The sequence below is a fragment of the Kribbella sp. NPDC051137 genome, from assembly GCF_040682535.1.
Taxonomy (GTDB): domain Bacteria; phylum Actinomycetota; class Actinomycetes; order Propionibacteriales; family Kribbellaceae; genus Kribbella; species Kribbella karoonensis.
This window is the reverse complement of the sequence record NZ_JBFBBI010000005.1, coordinates 389253-410958: the sequence shown is the minus strand read 5'-3', so window position 1 is coordinate 410958 and position 21706 is coordinate 389253. Positions and strand designations below refer to the sequence as shown.

The following is a 21706-nucleotide window of genomic DNA, read 5'->3' as shown; positions in this document are numbered from 1 at the left end:
CCAGAAAGGCGGCACTTCCTTGGCTATGAGCGCCCGTCCCCCTGTTGGTCAGACCCGGCGTGACTTCCTCCGCCTGTCCGGTCTGACGCTTGCCGCGATCGGCGGCAGCTGGTCCTTGACCGGCTGCGGGCTGTTCGGTGACGACAGCAAGGCGTCCGACGGTCAGTCGACGCTGAAGATCGACTACGTTCCGGTCGAAGTGCTGGATCCGCAGGTGATCACCAACGGCATGTGGATCCTCAGTCGCGGGATCTCCGAGGGCCTGGTCACCCAGAACGAGAAGGGCGACGGCGTCGTGCCCGGCGTCGCGACCGAGTGGAAGGTCTCCGACGACCACCTGACCTACACCTTCACGCTGCGCGACAACGCGCAGTGGTCCGACGGCAAGCCGGTCGTCGCGCAGGACTTCGAGCGGACGTACAAGCGGCTGTTCACCCCGGCGGGCGGTTCGGCCGGCGGTACGACGCTCGGCGCGAACAGCTACCAGACCGCCACCGGGATCAAGGGCGCGCAGGACTTCCTCTCCGGCGTACTGACCGACTGGACAAAGGTCGGCGTGCACGCGAACGGGGACCACGAGCTCGTCCTCACGCTCGGCAACCCGAACCCGGACTTCCTGCTCGCGCTCACCCATCCGGCGATGCTGCCGCTGCCGATGGACCTCGTCGAGAGCAAGCCGAAGGACTGGCAGAACCCGCCGAACTACGTGTCCAACGGTCCGTACACGGTGACCGAATGGGTCGCGAACTCGCGGCTGATCCTGGTCCCGAACGAGAAGTACTGGGACCGCGGCAACGTCAAGATCGGCCGGATCCAGGTGAACCTGGTCGAGCCGAGCGCGGCCGCGACCGCCACCGTGCCGTACGAGAACGGCGAGACCGACCTCGTCCAGCTCGCCGGACCCGACGTACTGCGGTTCCAGAAGAGCGCGACGTTGTCGAAGGAGCTCAAGCAGACCGAGAACTACAGCATCCTGTACCTCGCGAAGCTCCGCAGCCAGAACAAGGCGATGGACGACGTCCGCGTCCGCAAGGCCCTGTCGCTGGCGCTCGACCGCAAGACGCTGGCCGGCGTACAACCTGGCCAGCAGCCGGGCGTTTCGCTGGTGACCAGCCGGACGAACGGCTGGGACGACAGCATCGCGATCAAGGAGGACGTCGGCGAGGCGAAGCAGTTGCTCGCGCAGGCCGGCTACCCGAACGGTCAGGGACTGCCGCCGGTCCGGCTGCTGGTCGGCGTACCGGACACGACGCTCGCCGACGCGATCGTGGACAGCTGGAAGAAGCAGCTCGGGATCAAGGCGCTCGTCGACCACGTCGAGGCCGGTGTGTACACCGAGCGTCGCTGGGAGGTGCAGAAGGGCGACTACATCGGCTTCTACTACGGCACGTTCGCGGGGCTGCCGACATGGCCGACGATGGTCGGGTCGCTCTGGTCGCCGCAGAACGTCCAGGAGATCAGCCTGCCGAGCGACCAGTGGCAGAGGTACCAGGCGGTGCAGGACGACAAGAAGCTGACGCCCGCCGCCAAAACCGCCCAGCTGAAGGCGATCCGCACCGGGTTCGCGGCCAAGGCCGCGCTGGAGATCGGCACGCTGGTCGAGCAGGCCGCCGCCGAGTCCGACGACGCGAAGCGGACGGCCTTGTACAAGCAGGCCGCCAAGCTGCGCGAGGAGCAGTACCTGTACGTTCCGGTGCTCTGGCTGAGCCTGTTCCACGCGGTCAAGCCGAAGGTGCACGGCCTGCAGTTGCGGGCGTATCCGGACTACTTCTACCTCAAACCGCTGAGCGTGGTGAGCTGACCGTGGGGCTCGCCGTCTACATCGGCAAGCGCCTGGTGCGGCTGATCCTCTCGCTGATCGCGGTCTCGATCCTGACCTTCACCCTGCTGCAGCTCGCACCGGGCAACTTCGCGGACCTGCAGCGGGTGAACAGCGGCGCCACGAACCTCGGCGGCGTCGGGACCGAGTCGATGGTCGGCGAGCTCGAGTCCCGGTACGGCGCCGACGTGCCGGCCTGGAAGCAGTACCTGATCTTCATGAAGGGCGCGGCGCACTGGGACTTCGGACCGTCGTACAAGTACGCCAGCCAGAACGTGCAGGACATCATCGCCAAGGCGTTCCCGATCTCGGCCACGCTCGCGGTGCTGGCGGTCCTGCTCGCACTGCTGATCGCTGTACCGGTCGGGGTGTTCGCGGCGTTGCGGCAGAACTCGAAGTCCGACCACACGACGATGTTCGTGGTCACGCTCGGGCACGCGCTGCCGAGCTACCTGACCGCGGCGTTCATGATCCTGCTGTTCTCCGCCACGCTGAAGTTGCTGCCGTCGGGCGGGTGGAACGGGCCGAAGGACCTGGTCCTGCCGGTGCTCGCGTTGAGCCTCGGCCCGGCCGCGGTGCTGGCGCGGTACGTCCGGTCGAGCATGCTGGAGACGCTGCGCGAGGAGTACATCACGGCGGCGCTGGCCAAGGGCGGACCACGGCGTACCGTCATCGTCCGGCACGCCCTGCGGAACTCGCTGATCCCGCTGGTCACCGTGGCCGGCCCGCTGTTGGCGGCGTTGATGACCGGGACTGTGTTCGTCGAGGCGCTGCTGCGGATCCCCGGTTTGGGTCTGTACTTCGCGAACGCCGCCGCCAGCCGGGACATGCCCCTGCTGATGGGTACGGCGTTGTTCTTCGCGCTGATCCTGATGGTGACCAACCTGGTCGTGGACCTGGCGTACGGGCTCCTCGATCCGCGAATCCGTGCTGCCGGAGGTGGTTCCCTTGACCGCGACTGAGGGTCTACAGGCGGCGGCTGTCGAACACAGCACTCGCGCCCGCGGTCCGTGGGCGCGGGCCTGGTCCCGGTTCCGGAAGCACCGGCTGGCGTTCTGCAGCCTGATCTTCTGCGCGGTCCTGATCCTGGTCGCGATCGCCGCGCCGCTGATCGCGCCGTACGGCTATGAGGAGACCGATATCCAGCACAAGCTGGCGGGTCCGGGATCCGCGGGGCATCTGCTCGGGACCGACCTGCTCGGCCGGGACATTCTCAGCCGGCTGATCTACGGGCTGCAGACCGCGCTGACCGTGGCGTTCGGTGCCGAGCTGACGGCGTTGGTGATGGCGCTCGCGATCGGGCTGCTCGCGGGCTACCTCGGCGGGCGGGTCGAGCAGGTGCTGATGGCGTTCACCGACGTGATGTACGCGTTCCCGAGCTACCTGTTCGCGGTCGTGATGGTGACCGTGCTCGGGCGCAGCATCTTCGCGCTGGTGGTCGCGATCGGGATCGCCTCCTGGGTCACGCAGGCGCGGCTGGTCCGCGCGCAGGTGCTCACGCTGAAACAACGCGAGTACGTCGAGGCGGCCCGGTCGATGGGTGCGAAGGGCACCACGATCGCGATCCGGTACATCCTGCCGAACGCGATCGGCCCGATCCTGGTCACCACCAGCTTCGCGATCCCGGCCGCGATCGCCGCCGAGGCAGGGCTCGCGCTGCTCGGGCTCGGCGTACAGCCGCCGACGCCGTCGTGGGGCGCGATGATCAGCGACGGTAGCCGGTACCTGCTGGCCGCCCCGCATCTGCTGGTCGCGCCGGCGGTGCTGTTCGCGTTGACGCTGCTGGCGTTCACGTGGATCGGTGACGGCGTACGGGACGCGTTCGACGCGAGTGGGGAGCAGCGATGAGCCTGTTGTCGGTCCGCGATCTGCGTACGACGTTCCGCCGCGACGGCGGCGAGCCGCTGACCGCGGTCGACGGCGTCTCGTTCGACGTCGAGCGGGGGCAGGCACTGGCGGTCGTCGGGGAGAGCGGGAGCGGCAAGAGCGTCACCATGCGCAGCGTGCTCGGCATCCTGCCGCGGACCGCCCGGATCACCGGCGGCCAGGCCTTGTACGGCGACCGGGACCTGCTCGCTCTTGGGGACAAGGAGTTGCGCCGGATCCGTGGACGGGACATCGCGATGGTGTTCCAGAGCGCGATGGAGGCGATGAACCCGACGCTCACGCTGGAGCGGCAGCTCACCGAACACCTGATCTGGCACGGCCTGTGCACGAAGGCGGAAGCCCGCAAGCGCGCGATCCGGGCGCTCGGCGACGTCGGCATTCCGGACCCGGAGAAGCGGATCCGGACGTACCCGTTCCAGCTCTCCGGCGGGATGCGGCAACGCGCGATGATCGCGATGGCGATGGTGACCGAGCCCGCGCTGCTGATCGCGGACGAGCCGACGACCGCGGTCGACGTCACCGTGCAACGCCAGATCCTCGACCTGCTGGCCGGCCTGAAGGAGCGCGGCACCGGGATCGTGATGATCACCCACGACCTGGGCGTCGCCCGGTACTTCTGCGACGACGCCGTCGTGATGTACGCCGGCCGGGTCGTCGAACGCGCGCCGATGGGGAAGCTGCTCGACGACCCGCGGCATCCGTACAGCGTCGGACTGCTCGGGTCCGGCGTCGAGGTCGGGGGACGGGACCTGCCGTTGCGGCCGATCCCCGGCAGCCCGCCCGACCTGTCCCGGCGGCCCGAGGGCTGCCCGTTCCACCCGCGCTGCCCGCGGGCCGAACTTCCGCGCTGCGGTACCGAACAGGAACCGTTGACGATCGGCCCGTCCCGGGACGCCGCCTGCTGGAAGGTGACTTCCGATGTCTGAGCCGCTGATCCGCGCTACCTCGGTGACGAAGGTGTTCAAGACCCGGGCCGGTGAGGTGCGCGCCGTCGATGACGTGTCGTTGAGCGTGCATCGCGGTGAGACGGTCGGGCTGGTCGGCGAGAGCGGCAGCGGCAAGTCCACGATGGCGCGGTTGATGATGGGGCTGCAGACGCCGACCTCGGGACGGGTCGAGTTCGACGGGCACGACCTCGGGACGTTGCCGGCTCGGGAGTTGCGGGTGTTGCGGCCGCGGATGCAGATGGTGTTCCAGAACCCGTACGGGTCGTTGCTGCCGCATTTCAGTGCCCTTGGCAACGTGATGGAGCCGTTGCGGCTGCACGACCGGGGCTCCAAGGAGTCTCGGCGTACGGCCGCGTTGGAACTGCTGGACCTGGTCGGCATCAACACGCATCATGCGGAGCTGTATCCGCGGCAGTTCTCGGGTGGGCAGCAGCAGCGGATCGCGATCGCCCGGGCGCTGGCACTCGAGCCCGAGCTGCTCGTGTGTGACGAGCCGACGTCCTCGCTGGATGTGTCGATCCAGGCGCAGATCCTCGAGCTGTTCACCGACCTGCGGGATCGGCTGGGGTTGTCGTTCCTGTTCATCTCGCACAACCTCGCTGTCGTGGAGCGGCTCGCCGACCGGGTCGCGGTGATGAACAAGGGACGGCTGGTCGAGGAGAGCGCGACGGAGGAGCTGTTCCGGGACCCGAAAGATCCTTATACACAACAACTTCTTGCTGCTGTCCTCCCGATTCGCCAGGAGAGCTGAGAGACTGCTTGGTGTGTACACACCGACGGCACGGGAAGTCTCAGTCGCGTTCGACCTGGACCCGGGCGGTGAGCTGGTGCATGTGCGCCGCGGGGACACCGACGCCTGGCGGTTGGGCTCGTACTTCGTCAAAGGGTACTTCCGGGCGACGGGTGGGCAGTTCAACGGCGACGGGCTGATCGATCAGTTGACGGTCGCGATGGCGTTCGAACAGCTCGCCCTCGACGCCGGCGTGGACATGCCGTCGCCGGTGACACCGGTCGATCCGGTGTTGGGCTGGCTGACGCGGATCGAGGACCGGCTGTTCCGCGTCCATGAGTGGGTCGAGCATCAGCCAGGGGACCTCGCGTCGTCGGGCTCGGCGTCCGCGGATGTGTCGGCTTGGCTCGGCCGGACGATGCTCCAGGTCCACCAACTGCAGCCACTCGGCGAGGCTCCCTTGCCTCGGTGGTGGCGGGGCTCGGTCCGCTCGCCGGCAACGTGGGAGGGGTGGTTGGCGAAGGCAGGGGACATGCCTTGGGTGGGGCTGTACGAGGAGACCCTTCCGCAGTTGCTGTTGGCCGCCGAACGTGTCGCCGCCGCGTGCGACTCCGTCCCCGACCTGGTGACCACCCACGGCGACTTCAAGCCCCACAACATCGTCAACTCGCCGACCGGACCGGTCCTCGTCGACTGGGACAGCGTCCGCACCGACAGCGCCGCCCTGGAAGCAGCCCGCGTCGCCTACATCTTCGCCTCCGGCGACCCCGACGGAATCGCCGCCATCCTCGCCACCTACACCGGCGACCTCACCTGGCCCGGCGAAGACCTCTTCCTCAGCGTCACCAGAAACCACCTACAAATCCTCGGCGAACACCTCCAGGTAGCCCTCGGCGAAAACCCCCCAGCCCGCTGGATGGGCGACCTCGCCGCCATCGAAGGTGCCATCAGCAACAGCTTGCGCGCCCTCCCCAACCAGCTCACCAAGCTGCACCAACTCGCCGCCAACCTCGCCCTGAACTGATCTACCTACCCGATGGCGCACCAGCGACACTCACGCCTCCACCTGACCATCACCGGGACCTATCCAGGTGCTGTTCCCGCTCCCGTTCGTGTCAGGAGCGAATGACGTTGCGGCCTGGGGCGATCGGGCGTGACCGGATGGGTCTTCAGCGGGGGATGGCGTTGGTGATGGTGGTTGCGAGGGTTTGGGTTTGGTCTTCGGTGCCGAGGAGGTAGGGCTGGGGGAGCCAGATGGTGTCTTGGGAGACCTTGTCGGCGTTCGGGCAGGTGGGTTGGGGGTAGGGCTGGTTGAGGCGGGTGGTGATGGTGGTTGCCTCTCGGAGTACTGCGGTGTTGCGGTGCAGGGGGACGTAGCCGGGGGAGGCCTTGTCGATGCCTGCGGCGGTCAGGGACTTGAGTACGGCGTCTCGGTGGCCGGGGACGCGGAGCATGAAGAGGTGGCGGCCGTGGGCGGTGATCGCGGGATCTTCGGGGGCCAGGCGGATGCCTTCGACGGGCGCGAGGAGGTCCGTGAGTAGGCGGGCGTTGCGTTCGCGGAGGGCTTGGAGTTCCGGGTGGCGGCGGAGCTGGACGCGCAGGATCGCCGCCTGGAACTCGGTCAGCCGCAGGTTGTAGCCGACCGTCTCGTGCTGGTACCAGCCGCCGCCGGGCACCCGCCCCACGTTGACCAGCGAATACACCGCACCCGCCAGCTCCGCGGACTCCGTGAGTACGACGCCGCCCTCGCCGGCCGTGATGTTCTTGCTGCTCTGGAAGCTGAACGTGCCGAGGTCGCCGATCGCCCCGACCGGCCGGCCCTTGTACGCCGCCCCGTGCGCCTGCGCCGCGTCCTCGACGATCGTCAGCCCGCGCCGTTCGCCGAGCGCGGTGAAGGCGTCCAGGTCGGCCGGCCGGCCCGCGAGGTGGACCACGACGATCGCCTTCGTCCGCTCGGTGATCGCCGCCTCGGCGGCCGCCGGGTCGAGCAGGTGCGTGTCCGGATCCACGTCCGCGAACACCGGCACCGCCCCGACGAACAGCGCTGCCGACGCCGTCGCGATGAATGTGTACGGCGGGACGATCACCTCGTCGCCGATCCCGACTCCGGCGGCCCGCAGCGCCACCGCGATCGCGAGCGTCCCGTTGGCCAGGCAGACCGCGTGCCCGGCCTGCTGGTACGCCGCGAACTCGCGCTCGAACGTGGCGACGGTGTCCCCGCTGGTGCTGCCCCACTTCCCCGAGTTCAGCACCTCGAGCAGGGCTTTGGCTTCCTCGTCGTCGTACTGCGGCCACTCCGGCATCATGGTGTGATCACCCATCTGTTGTCTCCGGCAACGATATCCGCGGTCAGCTCGACGAAGGCCCGACCGAACCGGTCCACGGTCCGCGCCGATCCCTCGCCCTCCTTGACGACCGGGTCGGGCCCGACGTCCGGCACGGCGAGCAGCACGGCGGCTTCCGGCACCGCCTCGGCGGCCTGCGCACGTACTGCGAACCCGTCCGGATGCGCCTCGACCGACAGCGTGACGCCGCGCCGGCTCCGCTCCCAGCTGTTGAGCCGCCCGGCCGTCCACCACGGCATCCCGCGCCGTCGCGCCTCCGCGGCCAGCTCGATGCAGGCCCTCCGGGTCGGCGGCCGGAAGTGCAGATGCGGCCCGTGGAAGAGGAAGTGCGCGACACCGTGCACTGCCTGTGCACCGTCCAGGATCACGTCGCGGACCGCGGCATGTCCGGCCCAGGCGAGGTCCTGGGTGTGCAGCGGCAGGTTGAGTACGTCGTACAGGCGGTTGCCCTCGGCAACCGGAGCCATCGGGAAGGTCAGATGCGCGGCACCGAAGGTGAACCCCACATCCCCTTGTTTGCTGGGTCCGCGGGATTCGTCGATCTGGATGCCGAGCCGCTCACACCACGGGTAGAACTCGGTCCAGCCTTCCCAGCGTGTGTAGTGGTTCTTGTTCGAGACGAGCCGCTCGGTCCCGGTGACGGCCTGCGCCCACGCGTACTGCGCGCGCAGCTGCGGCCAGCCCCAGACGGCCAGGTCCGCATCCCCCATCGCGTTGTAGTGCAGGGCGTTCTCATGCCCGGCCGCGGTGATCTGCTCGTGTAGATCCGGGGAGTATCCGCCAGGGAAGACGTGGCACCACGTCACCTTGACGTCAGCCTCGGCGAACGCGTCGAGCGCGGACTGCCCTTCCTCCTCGACGTTCCCGTCCGAGTCGTGCGACATGTGCGCGACCGCATCCACCCCGGACGGCCAGTACCAGAGCCATGGCACGGCTGCTCCGGTCTGCGAAGCGCACCACCACAGACTCTGTGCGAACAGCGCGCACCACCAGTCCGCCTGCGGCTGGTCGAAGATCGGCACCGCGCTCGGCGGTGGATACGTATGCACGAACCTGTTGGCCAGCTCCGGCTCGCCCGGCGGCATCGCCCGGTCGTGTTCGAAGCTGAGCGCCATCCCGTCCTCGCACTTCAGGATCCCGTCGTCGATCGGCGCCGTACCGTCCGGGGCGGGGAGGCCGTCCGCGGTGACGGCGTACCCCTGCTGGATGCGGACGATCGTCTGCCACAGGTCGACGCCGTACGTCAGCACGACCCCCGCGCCGACCCGGCGAAGCGTGGCCGCGGCGGCGTCGTCGTTCCACCGCGCGATCACCTCTGCGTCGGCGACGGAAAGCCGCCCACCGATGGCGTGCAGCGCCCGCGGCGACCGGTACGACCAGACGGACTCATCTACACGTGTCACGTGGCCATCAGGTACGGCGGCGTACGCCGAGACGCCCGCAAGCGTGGACAGCGGCCCGGGATCGCCCACGATGATCAATGCACCGCCGGCCCGAACCCAGTCCTCGAGTCCGGCGGTCGGACCGGGCGTGGCGACGACGAGCACCGACACGTCGTCCGGAATGTCGTCCGGAGCGACCGCCGCGTACGGCAGCCGGAGCTGGCCGAGGATCTCGTCCAGGTAGACCCACCAGGCGTCCTGACCCGCCTGGTGGGCCCGCTCGGTTGCCACCCGGTTGTCCACCACCGCGATTGCAGGCATGCCGACCACCCTGCCTCAGCGGCAAAGCTTCGGCAAGGCCTGAATAGCACTTATGGATGTCCGTAATAACTCAGCGCGGGAGTTTCTCCACGAGTAGCTGGAACGGCCGGGGCGGCCGGCCGAGCTTGTTCGAGCGGGGCGGGGGCATCGGCCACGCCAGGCCCTCGTCGACCAGCGTGGTCAACGTCCGGCGCGCGGTCCGCAGCGTGACCCCGAGGAGTTCGGCGACCTTCTCCGCGTCCACCACCCGCTCGGTGTCGTTCGCCTTCTCCAGTTGCTCGGCCAGCGTCGCCAGGATCTGCAGCGCCCGCGAATCGCCCGGCACCGGGCGTTCCGCGGCCCGGGTGCGTTCGCCCGGGATCTGCAGGACGAACCCGTGCGGCCCGACCACGAACGCCGTACCGCCGCCGGCAGCCTTGTCGACGGCGGACTGGGCGTTCACCTCCGCCTCGCGGGTCGACGTACCGAGGCCGATGCCGACCTCGAGCCGGATCCCCAGCTCCTCGGAGATCCGGTCCAGGAACGGCGCCATCGACAGGTTGTCGGTGGCCAGCCGCAACGAGCCCATCGTGGTGACGATCAGGAAGCTGTGCTCGTCGCGCGGCACCACCGCGGCGTCCATCGGCCGGGCGTCGCGGAGCAGTTCGCGGTGCAGCGACAGCCGGAGCTCCTGGTACCAGTACGCGCTCGCGCTCGCGTGCGCCGGTAGCGAGGCCGCGGGCACCCGGACGATCATCGTGACGATCCGGGACTCCTCGAGCTTGGCGCCGCCGCCCATCAGGATCGCGGTGGTCAGCGCCTGCCGGATCGTCATCGACGACGGCGTCATCCGCAGCGTCGGTACGCCGGCCTTCCGGAGCGCGACGTCGACGGTCGGCACGGTCGTGACCGCCCCGGTGGTCCGGCCGCGGTCGTGCAGCGTGCGGTGGAAGTCGAGGAACTCCTCGGCCGACTCCGGCCCGGCGTACTCCTTCAGCCGGACCCCGGCAACGCTCAGCCCGATCTCCTCGTAGACGTGCTTGAGGTCCCGCCGCGCCATCGTGTCCACGCTGATCCGGGCCGGGTCGAAGACCTTCTCCAGTACGCCGCGGAGCAGCGCCGAGAACAGTGCGGGCCCGCCGCTCGGGACGTACGTCGCCGGCACCGGCAGACCGCCCGCGACCGCCACGTCGTACGGCAGCGGACCTGCGAACAGGAAGACGTCGACCCGGGACGCGATCCGGGCGGCCTGCTCGTGGGCGGCATGCTCGTCGGCGTACACCGCGGTCACCAGCCGCAGCGCCGGGTTGTCCAGCTCCCGGGCCAGGTTGACGATCCGGGGCACGATCTGGTCGGCGCCGACCACGCCGACCGTGACCTGTTCGTGGGTCGGCATGTCAGTGCGGCGCGTCGACGTTCACGGTCGGGATCCCGCCACCGGCCCGGGCAATGACCGCCAGCGAGGGCTCGGCGCCCGGGTTGCTCTCCCGGTGCACGGTGAACGCCGGGACGTGCACGAAATCGCCCGCCACCGCGTCCAGGTACTCGTCGGAGCCTTCGAACTCCAGCCGGAGTACGCCGGACACGATGTACAGGCTGCTCTCGTTCTTGTCGTGGTGGTGCCAGCCGGAGGTGATGCCGGGCTGCGTGATCACCTGCCCGGCCCACAGGATCGGGAGCTCGAACGCCCGCATCCGGAGCATGCCGGACGTCGGGTCGGCGGCGACCAGGTCACCGGCCTTGATCACACGGACAGGCTCAGTCATGCCTCCAGTGTGTCAGCGTTTCGGGTAGGCGGCGTCGACCTCCACCTCCACCAGCCAGCCGTTCACCGGCAGGTTCTCGATCTCCAGCGCGAAGCGGGACGGACGGGCCTTGTTGACCACGAACGGCTTCGCGGGCGCCGCCGTCCCCAGCGGAACCGGGACGTAGGCGCCGGTGGTGAGGTCGGTGTTGGCGAAGTACTGGCGGTACGCACGGTTCCACCCGGCGAAGTCGGCGGTTGCCGCGCCGTCGGGGTTCTGGAGGAAGACGCGCATCGTGTACACGTCGGCGTACGACAGTCCCGCCGCCGCGAGGTTCTCGCCGATCCGCCGCAGCACGTTGATGCCCTGCGCCTCGGTGATCGTCACCCCGGCGGGCAGCGTGCCGCCGGGGAAGATCGCCGTGTCGATGTACGACGCCTCGGACCCCGCCGGCGCGCCGGTGTTGAGCGCCGTCGGGCCGATCCCGCTGGTCTTGTAGACCGGCGTGTTCGCGCCGATCCCGACACCGGTCGCGATCATCGGGTTGGACTGACCGGTCGGGAGCGCCGGAACCACGGTGCCGGGCGCCGGCGGCTTCGGCCGGTCCCACCACCCGGCCGCCGTACCCGCACCGGCTGTGAAAGACACGACCAACGCCACCGCGCCGGCCAGCAGCCGCCCCTTCATCCGCCGGTCACCACCCGGCTGTGCAGTGCGGTCACGGTTGCACGTGCCGAGGTGATCGCGCCGTGCTGCCAGGCGATCGTGTGCGAGAGGTGGTCGCCGGCGAAGTAGATGTTGCCGGTGGGTTCGAGCAGCCGGGCGTAGATCCCGTCGGTCTGCGAGGGCCAGCTCACCCAGGAGGCCTCGGAGTACTTCGTGCCCATCCAGTTGACCGAGAAGGCCGCCTTCACGTCCTTCGTGTACACGTCGCCGTGCATCTTGGCGCCCTGCGTCAGGGCCCGCTCCAGCCGGCCGGCCGGTGTCAGAGCGCCGTACAGGTTCGCGTTGGCGCCGGTGTTGTAGTAGCCGATGACCGTGCCGCGCTCGCCGTGGAAGTTGTACGACGGGTACCAGGTGTTGACGGTGTCGAGCGAGCTGTTCGTGATGCCGCCGTAGATCCGGTGGTCCTCCTCCCACCAGCGCCGGCCGTACTCGATGCCGATCTTGCCCGCGTTCGTCGGGCGCGCGTACTTCAGCGCCTCGAGGATCGGGCTCGGCAGGTTGGACGGGACCTTCGCGGCCAGGTGCGGCGGGAGGGCGCAGATCGCGTAGTCCCCGGTGACCGCGCGGGTGCGGGACCCGCTCGTGTAGGTGACCTCGACGCCCGACCCGGTGTTGCGGATGCCCGTCACCTCGGCGCCGTACCGGATCTTGTCGCGGCCGATCGCGTGCTCGAACGCGTACGGGATCCGGTCCATCCCGCCGACCGGCTGGAACATCATCATCGCCTGGTCCCAGCCGAACTCGAACGAGAAGTAGTTGCCGACGCCGCTGGCGAAGACGTCGCTCAACGGGTACGGCGCGGCCGTCGTACCGGCCTCGAGGCCCGCACCGGGCTCGACCGTGTAGCCGCGCCGGCCGTCGGTGCCGGTGTAGGCGAAGCCGGACGCCTTGTCCCCGATCGATCCGAAGCTGCTGAGGAACCCGATCAGCGCCTCCTTGTCGGTGGCGGTCAACTGTCCGTCGAGCGCGCCCTGGTCGGCGGCCGTGGCGAGCAGTTCGGCCACGTAGCCGTACACGTCCGCCTTGGCGGTACGGTGCCGGATCGGCTTGTTCGAGAGTGCCGTGGAGCCCTCGCGGTACAGGTACGCGTCGGCGTTCTGGTTGACGAACGGCTCGATCGCGACCCCGAGTTCACGGCAGTACTCGAGCGTCAGGTGATGCTGCGGGAGCCGGGCCGGCCCGGCGTTCATGTACTGACCGGCGGAGAACGTCGCGCGCTGGGTGTTGCCGGCGAGATCGGTCTCGACCGTGCCACCGCGGACCGTCCAGTTCCGGCCTCCTGGGCGGTTGCGGGCCTCCAGCACAGTGACCTTGTAGCCTGCCTTCAGGAGCTCGTACGCCGAGGTGAGCCCGGCGATCCCGGCGCCGAGGACGACGACGTGCTTGGCGCCCCGGCCGTTCAGGTCCGCGCGCGACGGGGCGGCGTACGCGGGAGTCTCGGCGGCGCCCGTGAGGCCGAGCGCCGACATCGTGGAATAGAGGACACCGGCCCCACCGGTGATGCCGACCTGCTGCAGGAACTGACGCCTGGTCTGTGCCATGCCTTCTCCTCACTGGGCGGGTAACTGCCCAGAAAGGTAAGGACATGGTGTTGTCGGAGCGTGTCAGGACCGTGACGACTTGAGGCTGGTACTGACAGGTATGTTTCGGCTTAACGAACCTGTTGCCGCACGGCGTTCACCACGCCGGCGATCTCGGTGTAGACGCCGGGGTCGCCGGGCTGGGCGCAGCCCTGGCCCCAGGACACGACGCCGAGTAGGCGGCCGTTGAGGACAAGGGGTCCGCCGGAGTCGCCCTGGCACGCGTCGGTGCCGCCCTGGAGGTAGCCGGCACAGATGTTGGTTGCCGCGGCGTACCCGTTGGCTACGTAGCTCTTGTTGGCCAGGCACGTCTTGTCGCCCAGGTCCGGCACCGCGGCCTTTTGCAGTGTCTCGTCCGGCCCGGTGTCCTGTGTGTCGCCCCAGCCGTACACGGTCGGTACGGCGCCTTCCGCGTCCGCACGGGCCCGTGTCTCGAGTGGCAGCACCGGTACGCCGGTGAACGGCTTGGCCAGCGTCAGTACGGCGACGTCGTACCGGTTGTTCTTCGTGTTGTATCCCGGGTGGATCCACACCTTGCTGATCGGCGACACCCGTCCTGTCGAGCTGTCACCGAGGTTGGCGCGGCCCTGGACGGCGTAATACGTCGAGGTCGCCTCGTCCATGCAGTGCGCGGCGGTGACGATCTTGTCGGGCGTGACCAGCGTTGCGCCGCAGTATCGCCCGCTGGACGACTCGGACTGCGTGGTGTTCAGCGCAATCACCCACGGGGCCTCGCTCACACTGGTTACCGTGCCGCCGACAATGCACGGCTTGGCACCGGCCGTCAGGGTCAGCAGCCCGGCAACGACGAGTACACCCCGTGAGAATCTCATCGCGTTAGGTTAGCGAACCACTGGAGCCTGCAGGCTGCCGTACCTCTCCATCCGTTGCCAGCGCAGTCTGGTACCGGCCAGCGCAGTGAACACGGACTGGATCACCACGAGGTACATGAGCTGCCGGTAGACGAACTGCTGCAGTGGCAATGTCCACAACGGACCGGGCCGCTCCCCGTCCAACCAGAACGCGTAGAACCCCATCAGCAGCTGCAGCAGCACGAAGCCGGCCCAAACGCCCAGCACCCGCACCGGGTTGAGGAAGATCAGGCCGTAGATCGCGAACACGTCCACCACCGGCGCCAGCAACGGCAGCAGCACCTGGAACAGCATGAGGTACGTCAGACCGCGCCGGCCGAACTTGCCGGCCCGCCCGCGCTGCACCATCGCCCCGCGGTGCTTCCACATCGCCTGGAGCGTCCCGTAGCACCAGCGGTACCGCTGCCGCCACAGAGCGCCCATGGACGCCGGTGCCTCGGTCCAGGCCACCGCACTCTCCTCGTAGACCACCCGCCACCCGTCACGGCACAACGCCATGGTCAGGTCGGTGTCCTCCGCCAGCGTCACGTCGCTGAGCCCGCCGATGCGTTCCAACGCCGTACGCCGGAACGCGCCGACCGCGCCTGGCACCGTCGGCATGCACTCGGCGAGGTCGAACAACCGGCGGTCGAGGTTGAAGCCGATCACGTACTCGATGTGCTGCCAGCGGCCGATCAGGCCGCCGCGGTTGCCGACCTTGGCGTTGCCGGACACCGCGCCGACGGCCGCGTGGCCGAAGGGCTGGATGAGCTTGCGGATCGCGTCCGGCTCGAACACGGTGTCGCCGTCGACCATCACGATCAGTTCGCACCGGGCCGCCTTCAGCCCGGTGTTCAGCGCGACCGGCTTGCCCGCGTTCGCCTGCCGGATCACCCGCACGCCGGGGATCTGCAGCGCCTCCACGATGTCCGCCGTACCGTCCGTCGAACCGTCGTCGACGACGATCACCTCCAGCGGGTGGTCGGACGCGACCAGCGACCGGATCGCCGCCTCGATCCCGGCGCTCTCGTTGTACGCCGGGACGATCACGCTGACCGGCTCCGTCACGGGCGGCCCGTAGCTCCAGCCGCGCATCCGGGCGTGCCGTCGGGCGGCCACGATCGTGGCGGCGGCGCGCAGCACGCTGAGCGCACCGGCGGCGTACAGGAGCCACCCGAGCACCGAGAGGACCGCGTCGCTGATCCGCATCACCCAGATGACTGCGAGGCCGCGTCCGCGGTCCAGCAGCCCCGCCTTGTGGGTCGGGTCGGGCAGGCCGACCGCGTCGCTCACGGTGGCGAAGTGGAAGCCGCGTGCCTTCAGCCGGGGCAGCAGCTTGCGCAGCGCCTCGATCGTCTGCGTGCGGTCGCCGCCGGCGTCGTGCATCAGCAGCACCTGCCCGGCGTTGCTCCGCGGCATCGAGTTGGCGATCACCTTCTCGGTCCCGGGGCGCCGCCAGTCCTCGCTGTCCTGGGTGCTCAGAACGGACAGGTACCCCGCCTTCCGGATGTCCTGCAGGGCCGTCCAGTCGCGGTTGGAGAGGGCGTTCGGTTCCGAGGAGTACGGGGGCCGCAGCAGCGTCGTACTGACACCGGCCGCGCCGGCCAGGATCAGCTGGCTCTGGCGCAGTTCGAGCGAGCGCCGCCACGCGGGCACGGTGGACAGGTTCGCGTGGGTGAAGGTGTGGACCGCGATCTGGTGGCCCTCGGCGACGATCTGACGGGCCAGTTCCGGGTGGTCGGCGACGGCGGTGCCGACCACGAAGAAGGTCGCGTGCACGTGCTGCTGCCGCAGTACCTCCAGAATTCTCGGCGTCCAGACCGGGTCCGGTCCGTCGTCGAAGGTGAGCGCGATGGTGCGGGCCTTCGGCGACACGGAGCGGGGTGCGCCGGCGCCGGCGTCGATGACCGCTCCGCCGTTCACGATCGAGCGCGGTACCGTCGCGTTCCCGCCGACCGGCTTGACCGCACCGTCGGCCTCCGCGCCGAACATGTGGTGCGTATACCCGTTCAGCAGCAGCATGGTCGACAGGCAGACCAGCAGCATGGTCAGCACGATCCAGTGCGTCCGGAGCGGAACCTGCTTCGCCCGGCGCGCTGCCGGCCGGCTCACTGGACGGCCGGCGTCCTGGTCTTACCGGGCGGCGCGGTCGGCTTCTTGCCGTGTGTCGTGGTGGTCGTCGCCGTCGGTGCGGGTGTCGTGCCGGTCGGCGTGGCCGTCGGGGCGGTGGTGCTCGGCGGCGCAGTGGTCGGCGCAGTCGTCGGCACGGTCGTCGGTACGGCGGTCGGCGGCCCGACGGTCGAACCCACGGTCGGGACGGTCGTCGCGCCCGGCGTGGGCGCCGCGGTCGGCGCGGTGGTCACTCCCGAGGTCGGGTTCGTGCTGCTGCTCGTCGACGGAGCGGGTGTCGAGGAGTCGCTGCCCGGGGTGCTCGACTGCTGGGACGGATCGCCGCCGGGGGTGGACGAGCCGGTGGTCGGCTGCGGCGTCTGCACTACTGCCTCGACCGCCGGCTGGTGCTTGGCCTTGGCGGGTTCGGGGAGGGGGATCAGTGGGGTGTCCATGCGTGGTCCGCCGAGCAGACTACTGGTCATGAGCACGAGGTAACCGACAGTAGGCACCGCCAGGAAGGCCCCGGTTCTTCGAAGGGTGCGACGACGACGCCCGGTCGAATCCAGGAAGACGGGCCGCCGAGGGGAAGGCGGTTTCACAAGCGTTGGAGCTTAGCGCAACTGCAAGAATTTTGGGATGTTCCTCCCCTTGCAACTTCGTGCAAAGGCTTCCCCGGTGAATTCTCGGAACTGAAACACCGGGGTGTGCGGTGAACCGGTCCGAGGTGGCTACTGTCGTCAGGTGCAGAAATGGCCTGGTCGTCCTTACCCTCTCGGCGCCACGTACGACGGCGCCGGGACGAACTTCGCGGTGTTCTCGGAGGTTGCCGAACGAGTTGATCTGTCGCTGCTCGGCGACGACGGGACCGAGCAACTGGTGCAGCTCACCGAGGTGGACGGGTTCGTGCACCACGCCTACCTGCCCGGCGTACAGCCCGGCCAGCGGTACGGGTTCCGCGTGCACGGGCCGTACAGCCCGCCCGAAGGCCACCGCTGCAACCCGTCCAAGCTGCTGCTGGACCCGTACGCGAAGGCGGTCGACGGCCAGATCGACGGCGACGAGTCGCTGTTCAGCTACCGGTTCGCGAAGCCGGACGAGCTGAACACCATGGACAACCGCGAGCACACCATGCTCTCGGTGGTCACCAATCCGTTCTTCGACTGGGGCAACGACCGCCCGCCGGGCCACGCGTACCACGAGACCGTGATCTACGAGGCGCACGTCAAGGGCATGACCAAGACCCACCCGGGGCTGCCGGAGAACATCCGCGGAACGTACGCCGGGATCGGGCACCCGGCGATCATCGAGCACCTCAAGGAGCTCGGGGTGTCCGCGATCGAGCTGATGCCGGTGCACCAGTTCGCGCAGGACGGGCACCTCCAGGAGATCGGCCTGTCGAACTACTGGGGCTACAACACCATCGGCTTCTTCGCGCCGCACAACGCCTACGCGTCCACCGGGACCCGCGGGCAGCAGGTGACCGAGTTCAAGGCGATGGTGAAGGCGCTGCACGAGGCGGACATCGAGGTGATCCTCGACGTCGTCTACAACCACACCGCCGAGGGGAACGAGTTCGGCCCGACGCTGTCGTTCAAGGGCATCGACAACGCGGCGTACTACCGGCTGGTCGACCAGGACAAGACGCACTACTACGACACCACCGGCACCGGGAACAGCCTGCTGATGCGGCATCCGCACGTACTGCAGCTGATCATGGACTCGCTGCGCTACTGGGTCACCGAGATGCACGTGGACGGCTTCCGCTTCGACCTCGCGGCCACGCTGGCCCGCCAGTTCCACGAGGTCGACCGGCTGTCGGCGTTCTTCGACCTGGTCCAGCAGGACCCGGTCGTCAGCCAGGTGAAGCTGATCGCGGAGCCGTGGGACATCGGCGACGGCGGCTACCAGGTGGGCAACTTCCCGCCGCTGTGGACCGAGTGGAACGGCAAGTACCGCGACACGGTCCGCGACTACTGGCGAGGTGAGAAGTCCACGCTGGCCGAGTTCGCGTCCCGGCTGACCGGCTCGTCGGACCTCTATCAGGACGACGGCCGGCGGCCGCTGGCGAGCATCAACTTCATCACCGCCCACGACGGCTTCACGATGCGCGACCTGGTCTCGTACAACGAGAAGCACAACGAGGCGAACGGCGAGGGCGGCAAGGACGGCGAGAGCTTCAACCGCTCCTGGAACTGCGGCGTCGAAGGCCCGACCGACGACCCCGAGGTGCTGCGGCTGCGCGCCAAGCAGCAGCGCAACTTCCTGACCACGTTGCTGATCTCGCAGGGCGTGCCGATGATCGCCCACGGCGACGAGCTCGGCCGGACGCAGCGCGGCAACAACAACGTCTACTGCCAGGACAACGAGATCTCCTGGATCGACTGGAACCTGCAGGAGCCGCAGAAGCACCTGCTCGAGTTCACCCGGTCGCTGGTCAAGCTGCGCAACAACCACCCGGTGTTGCGCCGCCGCCGGTTCTTCCACGGCGACACCGGGATCGACGGCCTCGGCGACCTGGTGTGGTTCAACCCGAACGGCACCGAGATGCAGAACGGCGACTGGCAGCGCGACGATGCCCGGGCGATGGCGGTGTTCCTGAACGGCGATGCGATCTCCGAGCCGGACCTGCGCGGCGAACCGGTCGTCGACGACTCGTTCCTGGTGCTGCTGAACGGCAACTTCGAGCCGGTCGACTTCCTGCTGCCGCCGGAGGAGTACGGCGAGACCTGGGCGGTAGCGGTGGACACGACCACTGCGACCGGTACCGGCGACACCGAAGCGCACGCGGCCGGGTCGACGGTCCAGCTGGAGGCCCGCAGCACCCTGGTACTCACACGGGTCCGGCTGGCGTCCGCATGACTGTCCGGAGTCCTTCGCCGCCCCAACGCCCCGCACGGATCCCGCTGGCCACGTACCGGTTCCAGCTCCGCGCCGAGTTCGGGTTCGACGCCGCCGCCGCGGTGGTCCCGTACCTGGCGAGCCTCGGGGCCTCGCACGCCTACCTGTCCCCGATCCTCCAGGCGGCGCCCGGTTCCACTCACGGGTACGACGTGGTCGACCACAGCCGGCTGTCCGAACCGATGGGCGGCCGGCCCGCGTTCGACCGGCTCGCGGCCCGGCTCGCCGAGCACCGCCTCGGCGCGATCGCGGACGTCGTACCGAACCACGTCGCGGTGCCGACGCCGGAGAGCCTGAACAAGGCGCTGTGGTCGGTGCTGCGGCTCGGGCCGGGGTCGCCGTACGCGGACTGGTTCGACGTGGACTGGGGTGCGGGGAACCAGCCGTTGCTGATGGCCGTGCTGGGCCAGCGGATCGGCAAGGTGCTGGCGGACGACGAGTTGGCGGTCGAGGGCGACGTACTGCGGTACTACGAGCACGAGTACCCGTTGCGTCCCGGGACCGAGGCCCTGCCGCTGGAGGAGCTGGTCACGGAGCAGTGGTACCGGCTGGCGCACTGGCGGGTCGCGGACGAGGAGCTGAACTACCGGCGGTTCTTCGACGTGGACACACTGGCCGCAGTGCGGCAGGAAGTGCAGGAGGTCTTCGACGCCACGCACCAGCTGCTGCTGGCGTTGCTGCAGGAGGGAAAGCTCAACGGCTTCCGCATCGACCACCCGGACGGCCTGGCCGACCCGCGCGGGTACCTGCGCCGGCTGGCCGAGCGGACCGGCGGCGCGTGGGTCGTGGTGGAGAAGATCCTCGAAGGCGACGAAGAGCTGCCCAGTGACTGGCCCTGCGCCGGCACCACCGGGTACGACGCTCTCCTGCGCGTCGGAGGTCTGTTCATCGACCCAGCGGGCGCCGCACCGCTCGCGGCCCTGCACTCGGAGCTCACCGGAGCACCTGCTGATTTCGGGCCCGTTGTGGAGGAAGCGAAGCGCGAGGTCGTCCGGAGCGGGCAGTACGCCGAGGTGCATCGCCTGGTCGAGTTGCTGGCCCGTATCTGCCAGGACGACGTACGGCTGCGTGACCACACCAGGCGGGCGTTCCACGAGGTCGTGGCCGAGCTGCTCGTCCACTTCGACGTCTATCGCGCGTACGTCGTCCCTGGCGAGAAGGCCCCGGCCGCTGCGGTGGCTGCCATGGAGCGGGCCGCCGAGAAGGCGCGGGCGAACCTCGACGAGGACCGGCAGGCCACGCTGGACGTCGTACTGCATCTGCTGCTCGGGCGGGAGTCCAGCACGATCGACGAGGAAGCGCGGGCGGAACTGATCGTACGGTTCCAGCAGACGTGCGGTCCGGTGATGGCCAAGGGCGTCGAGGACACCGCGTTCTACCGGTGGTTGCGGCTCACGTCGCTGAACGAGGTCGGCGGCGACCCGGAGCACTTCGGGGTCTCGCCGGAGGAGTTCCACGCGTACGCGTCCCGGTTGAACAAGCAGTGGCCGAAGACGATGACCACGCTGTCCACGCACGACACCAAGCGCTCAGAAGACGTACGGGCCCGGCTGGGCGTGCTGTCCGAGCAGCCGGCCGCCTGGTCGGAGGCGGTGCGTGAGTGGCGCCGGTTGTCCGAGGACCATCGGAACCCGTTGCTGGACGGCAGTACGGAGTACCTGTTCTGGCAGACCCTCTTCGGCACGTGGGACAACGGCCCGCTAGCTGGGGACCGCATGCAGGCCTACTTGCTCAAGGCGATCCGTGAGGCCAAACGGCACACGTCGTGGACTTCCCCGGACGAGGAGTACGAGCAGACCGTCGCGGCCTTCGCCAACGCAGTACTGCAGGACAAGGCAGTGCTGGACTCGGTACGGCGGTTCGCTGACCAGCAGGCGGAGTACGTACGGGCGGCAACGCTCGGGCAGAAGCTGGTGCAGCTGACGATGCCCGGCGTACCCGATGTGTACCAGGGGACCGAGCTGGTCGACCTGTCGCTGGTGGATCCTGACAACCGACGGCCTGTGGACTACCAGCAGCGCATCGACCGGCTGCAACGGCTGGATGCAGGAGCCAAGCCGAGCGACCTGTCCGACGAGAAGCTGCTGGTGACGTCCCGTGCGCTCCGGCTGCGTCGGCAGTACCCGGATGCGTTTGCCGGCAGCTACACGCCACTGCCGACGTCCAACGGTCACGCGGTCGCGTTCGCCCGCGGAGACGCGGTCATCACCGTGGCAACCCGGCTGCCGGCAGCACTGCAGCGGCTGGGCGGCTGGGGCGACAGCACAGTGGTACTGCCCGATGGCCGGTGGAAGAATGTTCTGACCGGTCGGGAAGTCGCCGGTGCCGCCCGCATCGACGACCTGTTGACGGACCTGCCGGTCGCCTTGCTGGTCAGGAGCTGA

Annotated in this window: 17 protein-coding genes; 8 read left to right on the top strand and 9 right to left on the bottom strand. The window is 69.0% G+C overall.

Features of this window, described 5'->3' with window-relative positions; all coding sequences use genetic code 11:
- Positions 1-25: 25 nt before the first annotated feature.
- Genes AB0M51_RS27935 through AB0M51_RS27910 form a run of 6 tightly spaced genes read left to right on the top strand, consistent with a single transcriptional unit; the run spans position 26 to position 6407 of the window.
- A complete protein-coding gene (locus AB0M51_RS27935) occupies positions 26-1801 on the top strand; it encodes a peptide ABC transporter substrate-binding protein (protein ID WP_344188551.1) in 1776 nt (591 codons plus the stop codon).
- A 2-nt stretch (positions 1802-1803) separates the two neighbouring features.
- The gene (locus AB0M51_RS27930; RefSeq protein WP_344188550.1) at positions 1804-2781 is read left to right on the top strand and encodes an ABC transporter permease; all 978 of its coding nucleotides are present in this window, start codon (positions 1804-1806) and stop codon (positions 2779-2781) included.
- Positions 2768-3667, top strand: a complete 900-nt coding sequence (locus AB0M51_RS27925) for an ABC transporter permease (RefSeq protein ID WP_344188549.1) — start codon at positions 2768-2770, stop codon at positions 3665-3667. The genes AB0M51_RS27930 and AB0M51_RS27925 overlap by 14 nt, the downstream gene beginning before the upstream one ends.
- On the top strand, positions 3664-4632 hold the full coding sequence (locus tag AB0M51_RS27920) for an ABC transporter ATP-binding protein (RefSeq protein WP_344188548.1): 969 nt from the start codon (positions 3664-3666) through the stop codon (positions 4630-4632). Before AB0M51_RS27925 ends, AB0M51_RS27920 begins: the two co-directional genes overlap by 4 nt.
- Positions 4625-5404 carry an ABC transporter ATP-binding protein gene (locus AB0M51_RS27915; protein WP_344188547.1) on the top strand — a complete coding sequence of 260 codons (780 nt, stop codon included), beginning with the start codon at positions 4625-4627 and terminating at the stop codon, positions 5402-5404. Before AB0M51_RS27920 ends, AB0M51_RS27915 begins: the two co-directional genes overlap by 8 nt.
- A gap of 13 nt (positions 5405-5417) precedes the next feature.
- The gene (locus tag AB0M51_RS27910) at positions 5418-6407 is read left to right on the top strand and encodes an aminoglycoside phosphotransferase family protein (protein WP_363751164.1); all 990 of its coding nucleotides are present in this window, start codon (positions 5418-5420) and stop codon (positions 6405-6407) included.
- A gap of 145 nt (positions 6408-6552) precedes the next feature.
- On the opposite strand, the gene AB0M51_RS27905 is transcribed toward AB0M51_RS27910, so the two are convergent.
- From AB0M51_RS27905 to AB0M51_RS27865, 9 genes are all read right to left on the bottom strand, one after another.
- Positions 6553-7704, bottom strand: coding sequence for a DegT/DnrJ/EryC1/StrS family aminotransferase (locus AB0M51_RS27905; RefSeq protein WP_344188544.1), 1152 nt, complete (start codon positions 7702-7704; stop codon positions 6553-6555).
- Entirely contained in the window at positions 7686-9431 is a 1746-nt protein-coding gene (locus AB0M51_RS27900; protein WP_344188543.1) for a hypothetical protein, read from the bottom strand. Before AB0M51_RS27900 ends, AB0M51_RS27905 begins: the two co-directional genes overlap by 19 nt.
- Before the next feature lie 70 nt (positions 9432-9501).
- Positions 9502-10806 (bottom strand): hypothetical protein, encoded by a 1305-nt coding sequence (locus AB0M51_RS27895; RefSeq protein WP_344188542.1) that lies wholly within the window; start codon positions 10804-10806, stop codon positions 9502-9504.
- Position 10807: 1 nt separating this feature from the next.
- Positions 10808-11176, bottom strand: coding sequence for a cupin domain-containing protein (locus AB0M51_RS27890; RefSeq protein WP_344188541.1), 369 nt, complete (start codon positions 11174-11176; stop codon positions 10808-10810).
- Positions 11177-11188: 12 nt separating this feature from the next.
- Positions 11189-11842 (bottom strand): Rid family hydrolase, encoded by a 654-nt coding sequence (locus tag AB0M51_RS27885; protein WP_344188540.1) that lies wholly within the window; start codon positions 11840-11842, stop codon positions 11189-11191.
- The gene (locus tag AB0M51_RS27880; RefSeq protein WP_344188539.1) at positions 11839-13422 is read right to left on the bottom strand and encodes an FAD-dependent oxidoreductase; all 1584 of its coding nucleotides are present in this window, start codon (positions 13420-13422) and stop codon (positions 11839-11841) included. The genes AB0M51_RS27885 and AB0M51_RS27880 overlap by 4 nt, the downstream gene beginning before the upstream one ends.
- A 110-nt stretch (positions 13423-13532) precedes the next feature.
- Positions 13533-14294, bottom strand: coding sequence for a serine protease (locus AB0M51_RS27875; RefSeq protein ID WP_344188538.1), 762 nt, complete (start codon positions 14292-14294; stop codon positions 13533-13535).
- 9 nt (positions 14295-14303) lie between these two features.
- Entirely contained in the window at positions 14304-16424 is a 2121-nt protein-coding gene (locus AB0M51_RS27870) for a bifunctional polysaccharide deacetylase/glycosyltransferase family 2 protein (RefSeq protein WP_344188537.1), read from the bottom strand.
- Positions 16421-16906 (bottom strand): hypothetical protein, encoded by a 486-nt coding sequence (locus AB0M51_RS27865; protein WP_344188536.1) that lies wholly within the window; start codon positions 16904-16906, stop codon positions 16421-16423. Before AB0M51_RS27865 ends, AB0M51_RS27870 begins: the two co-directional genes overlap by 4 nt.
- A gap of 259 nt (positions 16907-17165) precedes the next feature.
- On the opposite strand from AB0M51_RS27865, the gene glgX reads away from it, so the two are divergent.
- Together glgX and treY are read left to right on the top strand one after the other, a co-directional pair.
- Positions 17166-19283, top strand: coding sequence for a glycogen debranching protein GlgX (glgX, locus tag AB0M51_RS27860; protein WP_344188535.1), 2118 nt, complete (start codon positions 17166-17168; stop codon positions 19281-19283).
- Positions 19280-21706, top strand: coding sequence for a malto-oligosyltrehalose synthase (gene treY, locus AB0M51_RS27855; protein WP_344188534.1), 2427 nt, complete (start codon positions 19280-19282; stop codon positions 21704-21706). Before glgX ends, treY begins: the two co-directional genes overlap by 4 nt.

Bases quoted from the DNA above. Each gene is read 5' to 3' on its own strand.
- AB0M51_RS27935 (WP_344188551.1), top strand. From the start codon at position 26: ATGAGCGCCCGTCCCCCTGTTGGTCAGACCCGGCGTGACTTCCTCCGC.
- AB0M51_RS27920 (WP_344188548.1), top strand. From the start codon at position 3,664: ATGAGCCTGTTGTCGGTCCGCGATCTGCGTACGACGTTCCGCCGCGAC.
- AB0M51_RS27915 (WP_344188547.1), top strand. From the start codon at position 4,625: ATGTCTGAGCCGCTGATCCGCGCTACCTCGGTGACGAAGGTGTTCAAG.
- AB0M51_RS27905 (WP_344188544.1), bottom strand. From the start codon at position 7,704: ATGGGTGATCACACCATGATGCCGGAGTGGCCGCAGTACGACGACGAG.
- AB0M51_RS27900 (WP_344188543.1), bottom strand. From the start codon at position 9,431: ATGCCTGCAATCGCGGTGGTGGACAACCGGGTGGCAACCGAGCGGGCC.
- AB0M51_RS27895 (WP_344188542.1), bottom strand. From the start codon at position 10,806: ATGCCGACCCACGAACAGGTCACGGTCGGCGTGGTCGGCGCCGACCAG.
- AB0M51_RS27890 (WP_344188541.1), bottom strand. From the start codon at position 11,176: ATGACTGAGCCTGTCCGTGTGATCAAGGCCGGTGACCTGGTCGCCGCC.
- AB0M51_RS27885 (WP_344188540.1), bottom strand. From the start codon at position 11,842: ATGAAGGGGCGGCTGCTGGCCGGCGCGGTGGCGTTGGTCGTGTCTTTC.
- AB0M51_RS27880 (WP_344188539.1), bottom strand. From the start codon at position 13,422: ATGGCACAGACCAGGCGTCAGTTCCTGCAGCAGGTCGGCATCACCGGT.
- AB0M51_RS27875 (WP_344188538.1), bottom strand. From the start codon at position 14,294: ATGAGATTCTCACGGGGTGTACTCGTCGTTGCCGGGCTGCTGACCCTG.
- AB0M51_RS27865 (WP_344188536.1), bottom strand. From the start codon at position 16,906: ATGACCAGTAGTCTGCTCGGCGGACCACGCATGGACACCCCACTGATC.
- treY (WP_344188534.1), top strand. From the start codon at position 19,280: ATGACTGTCCGGAGTCCTTCGCCGCCCCAACGCCCCGCACGGATCCCG.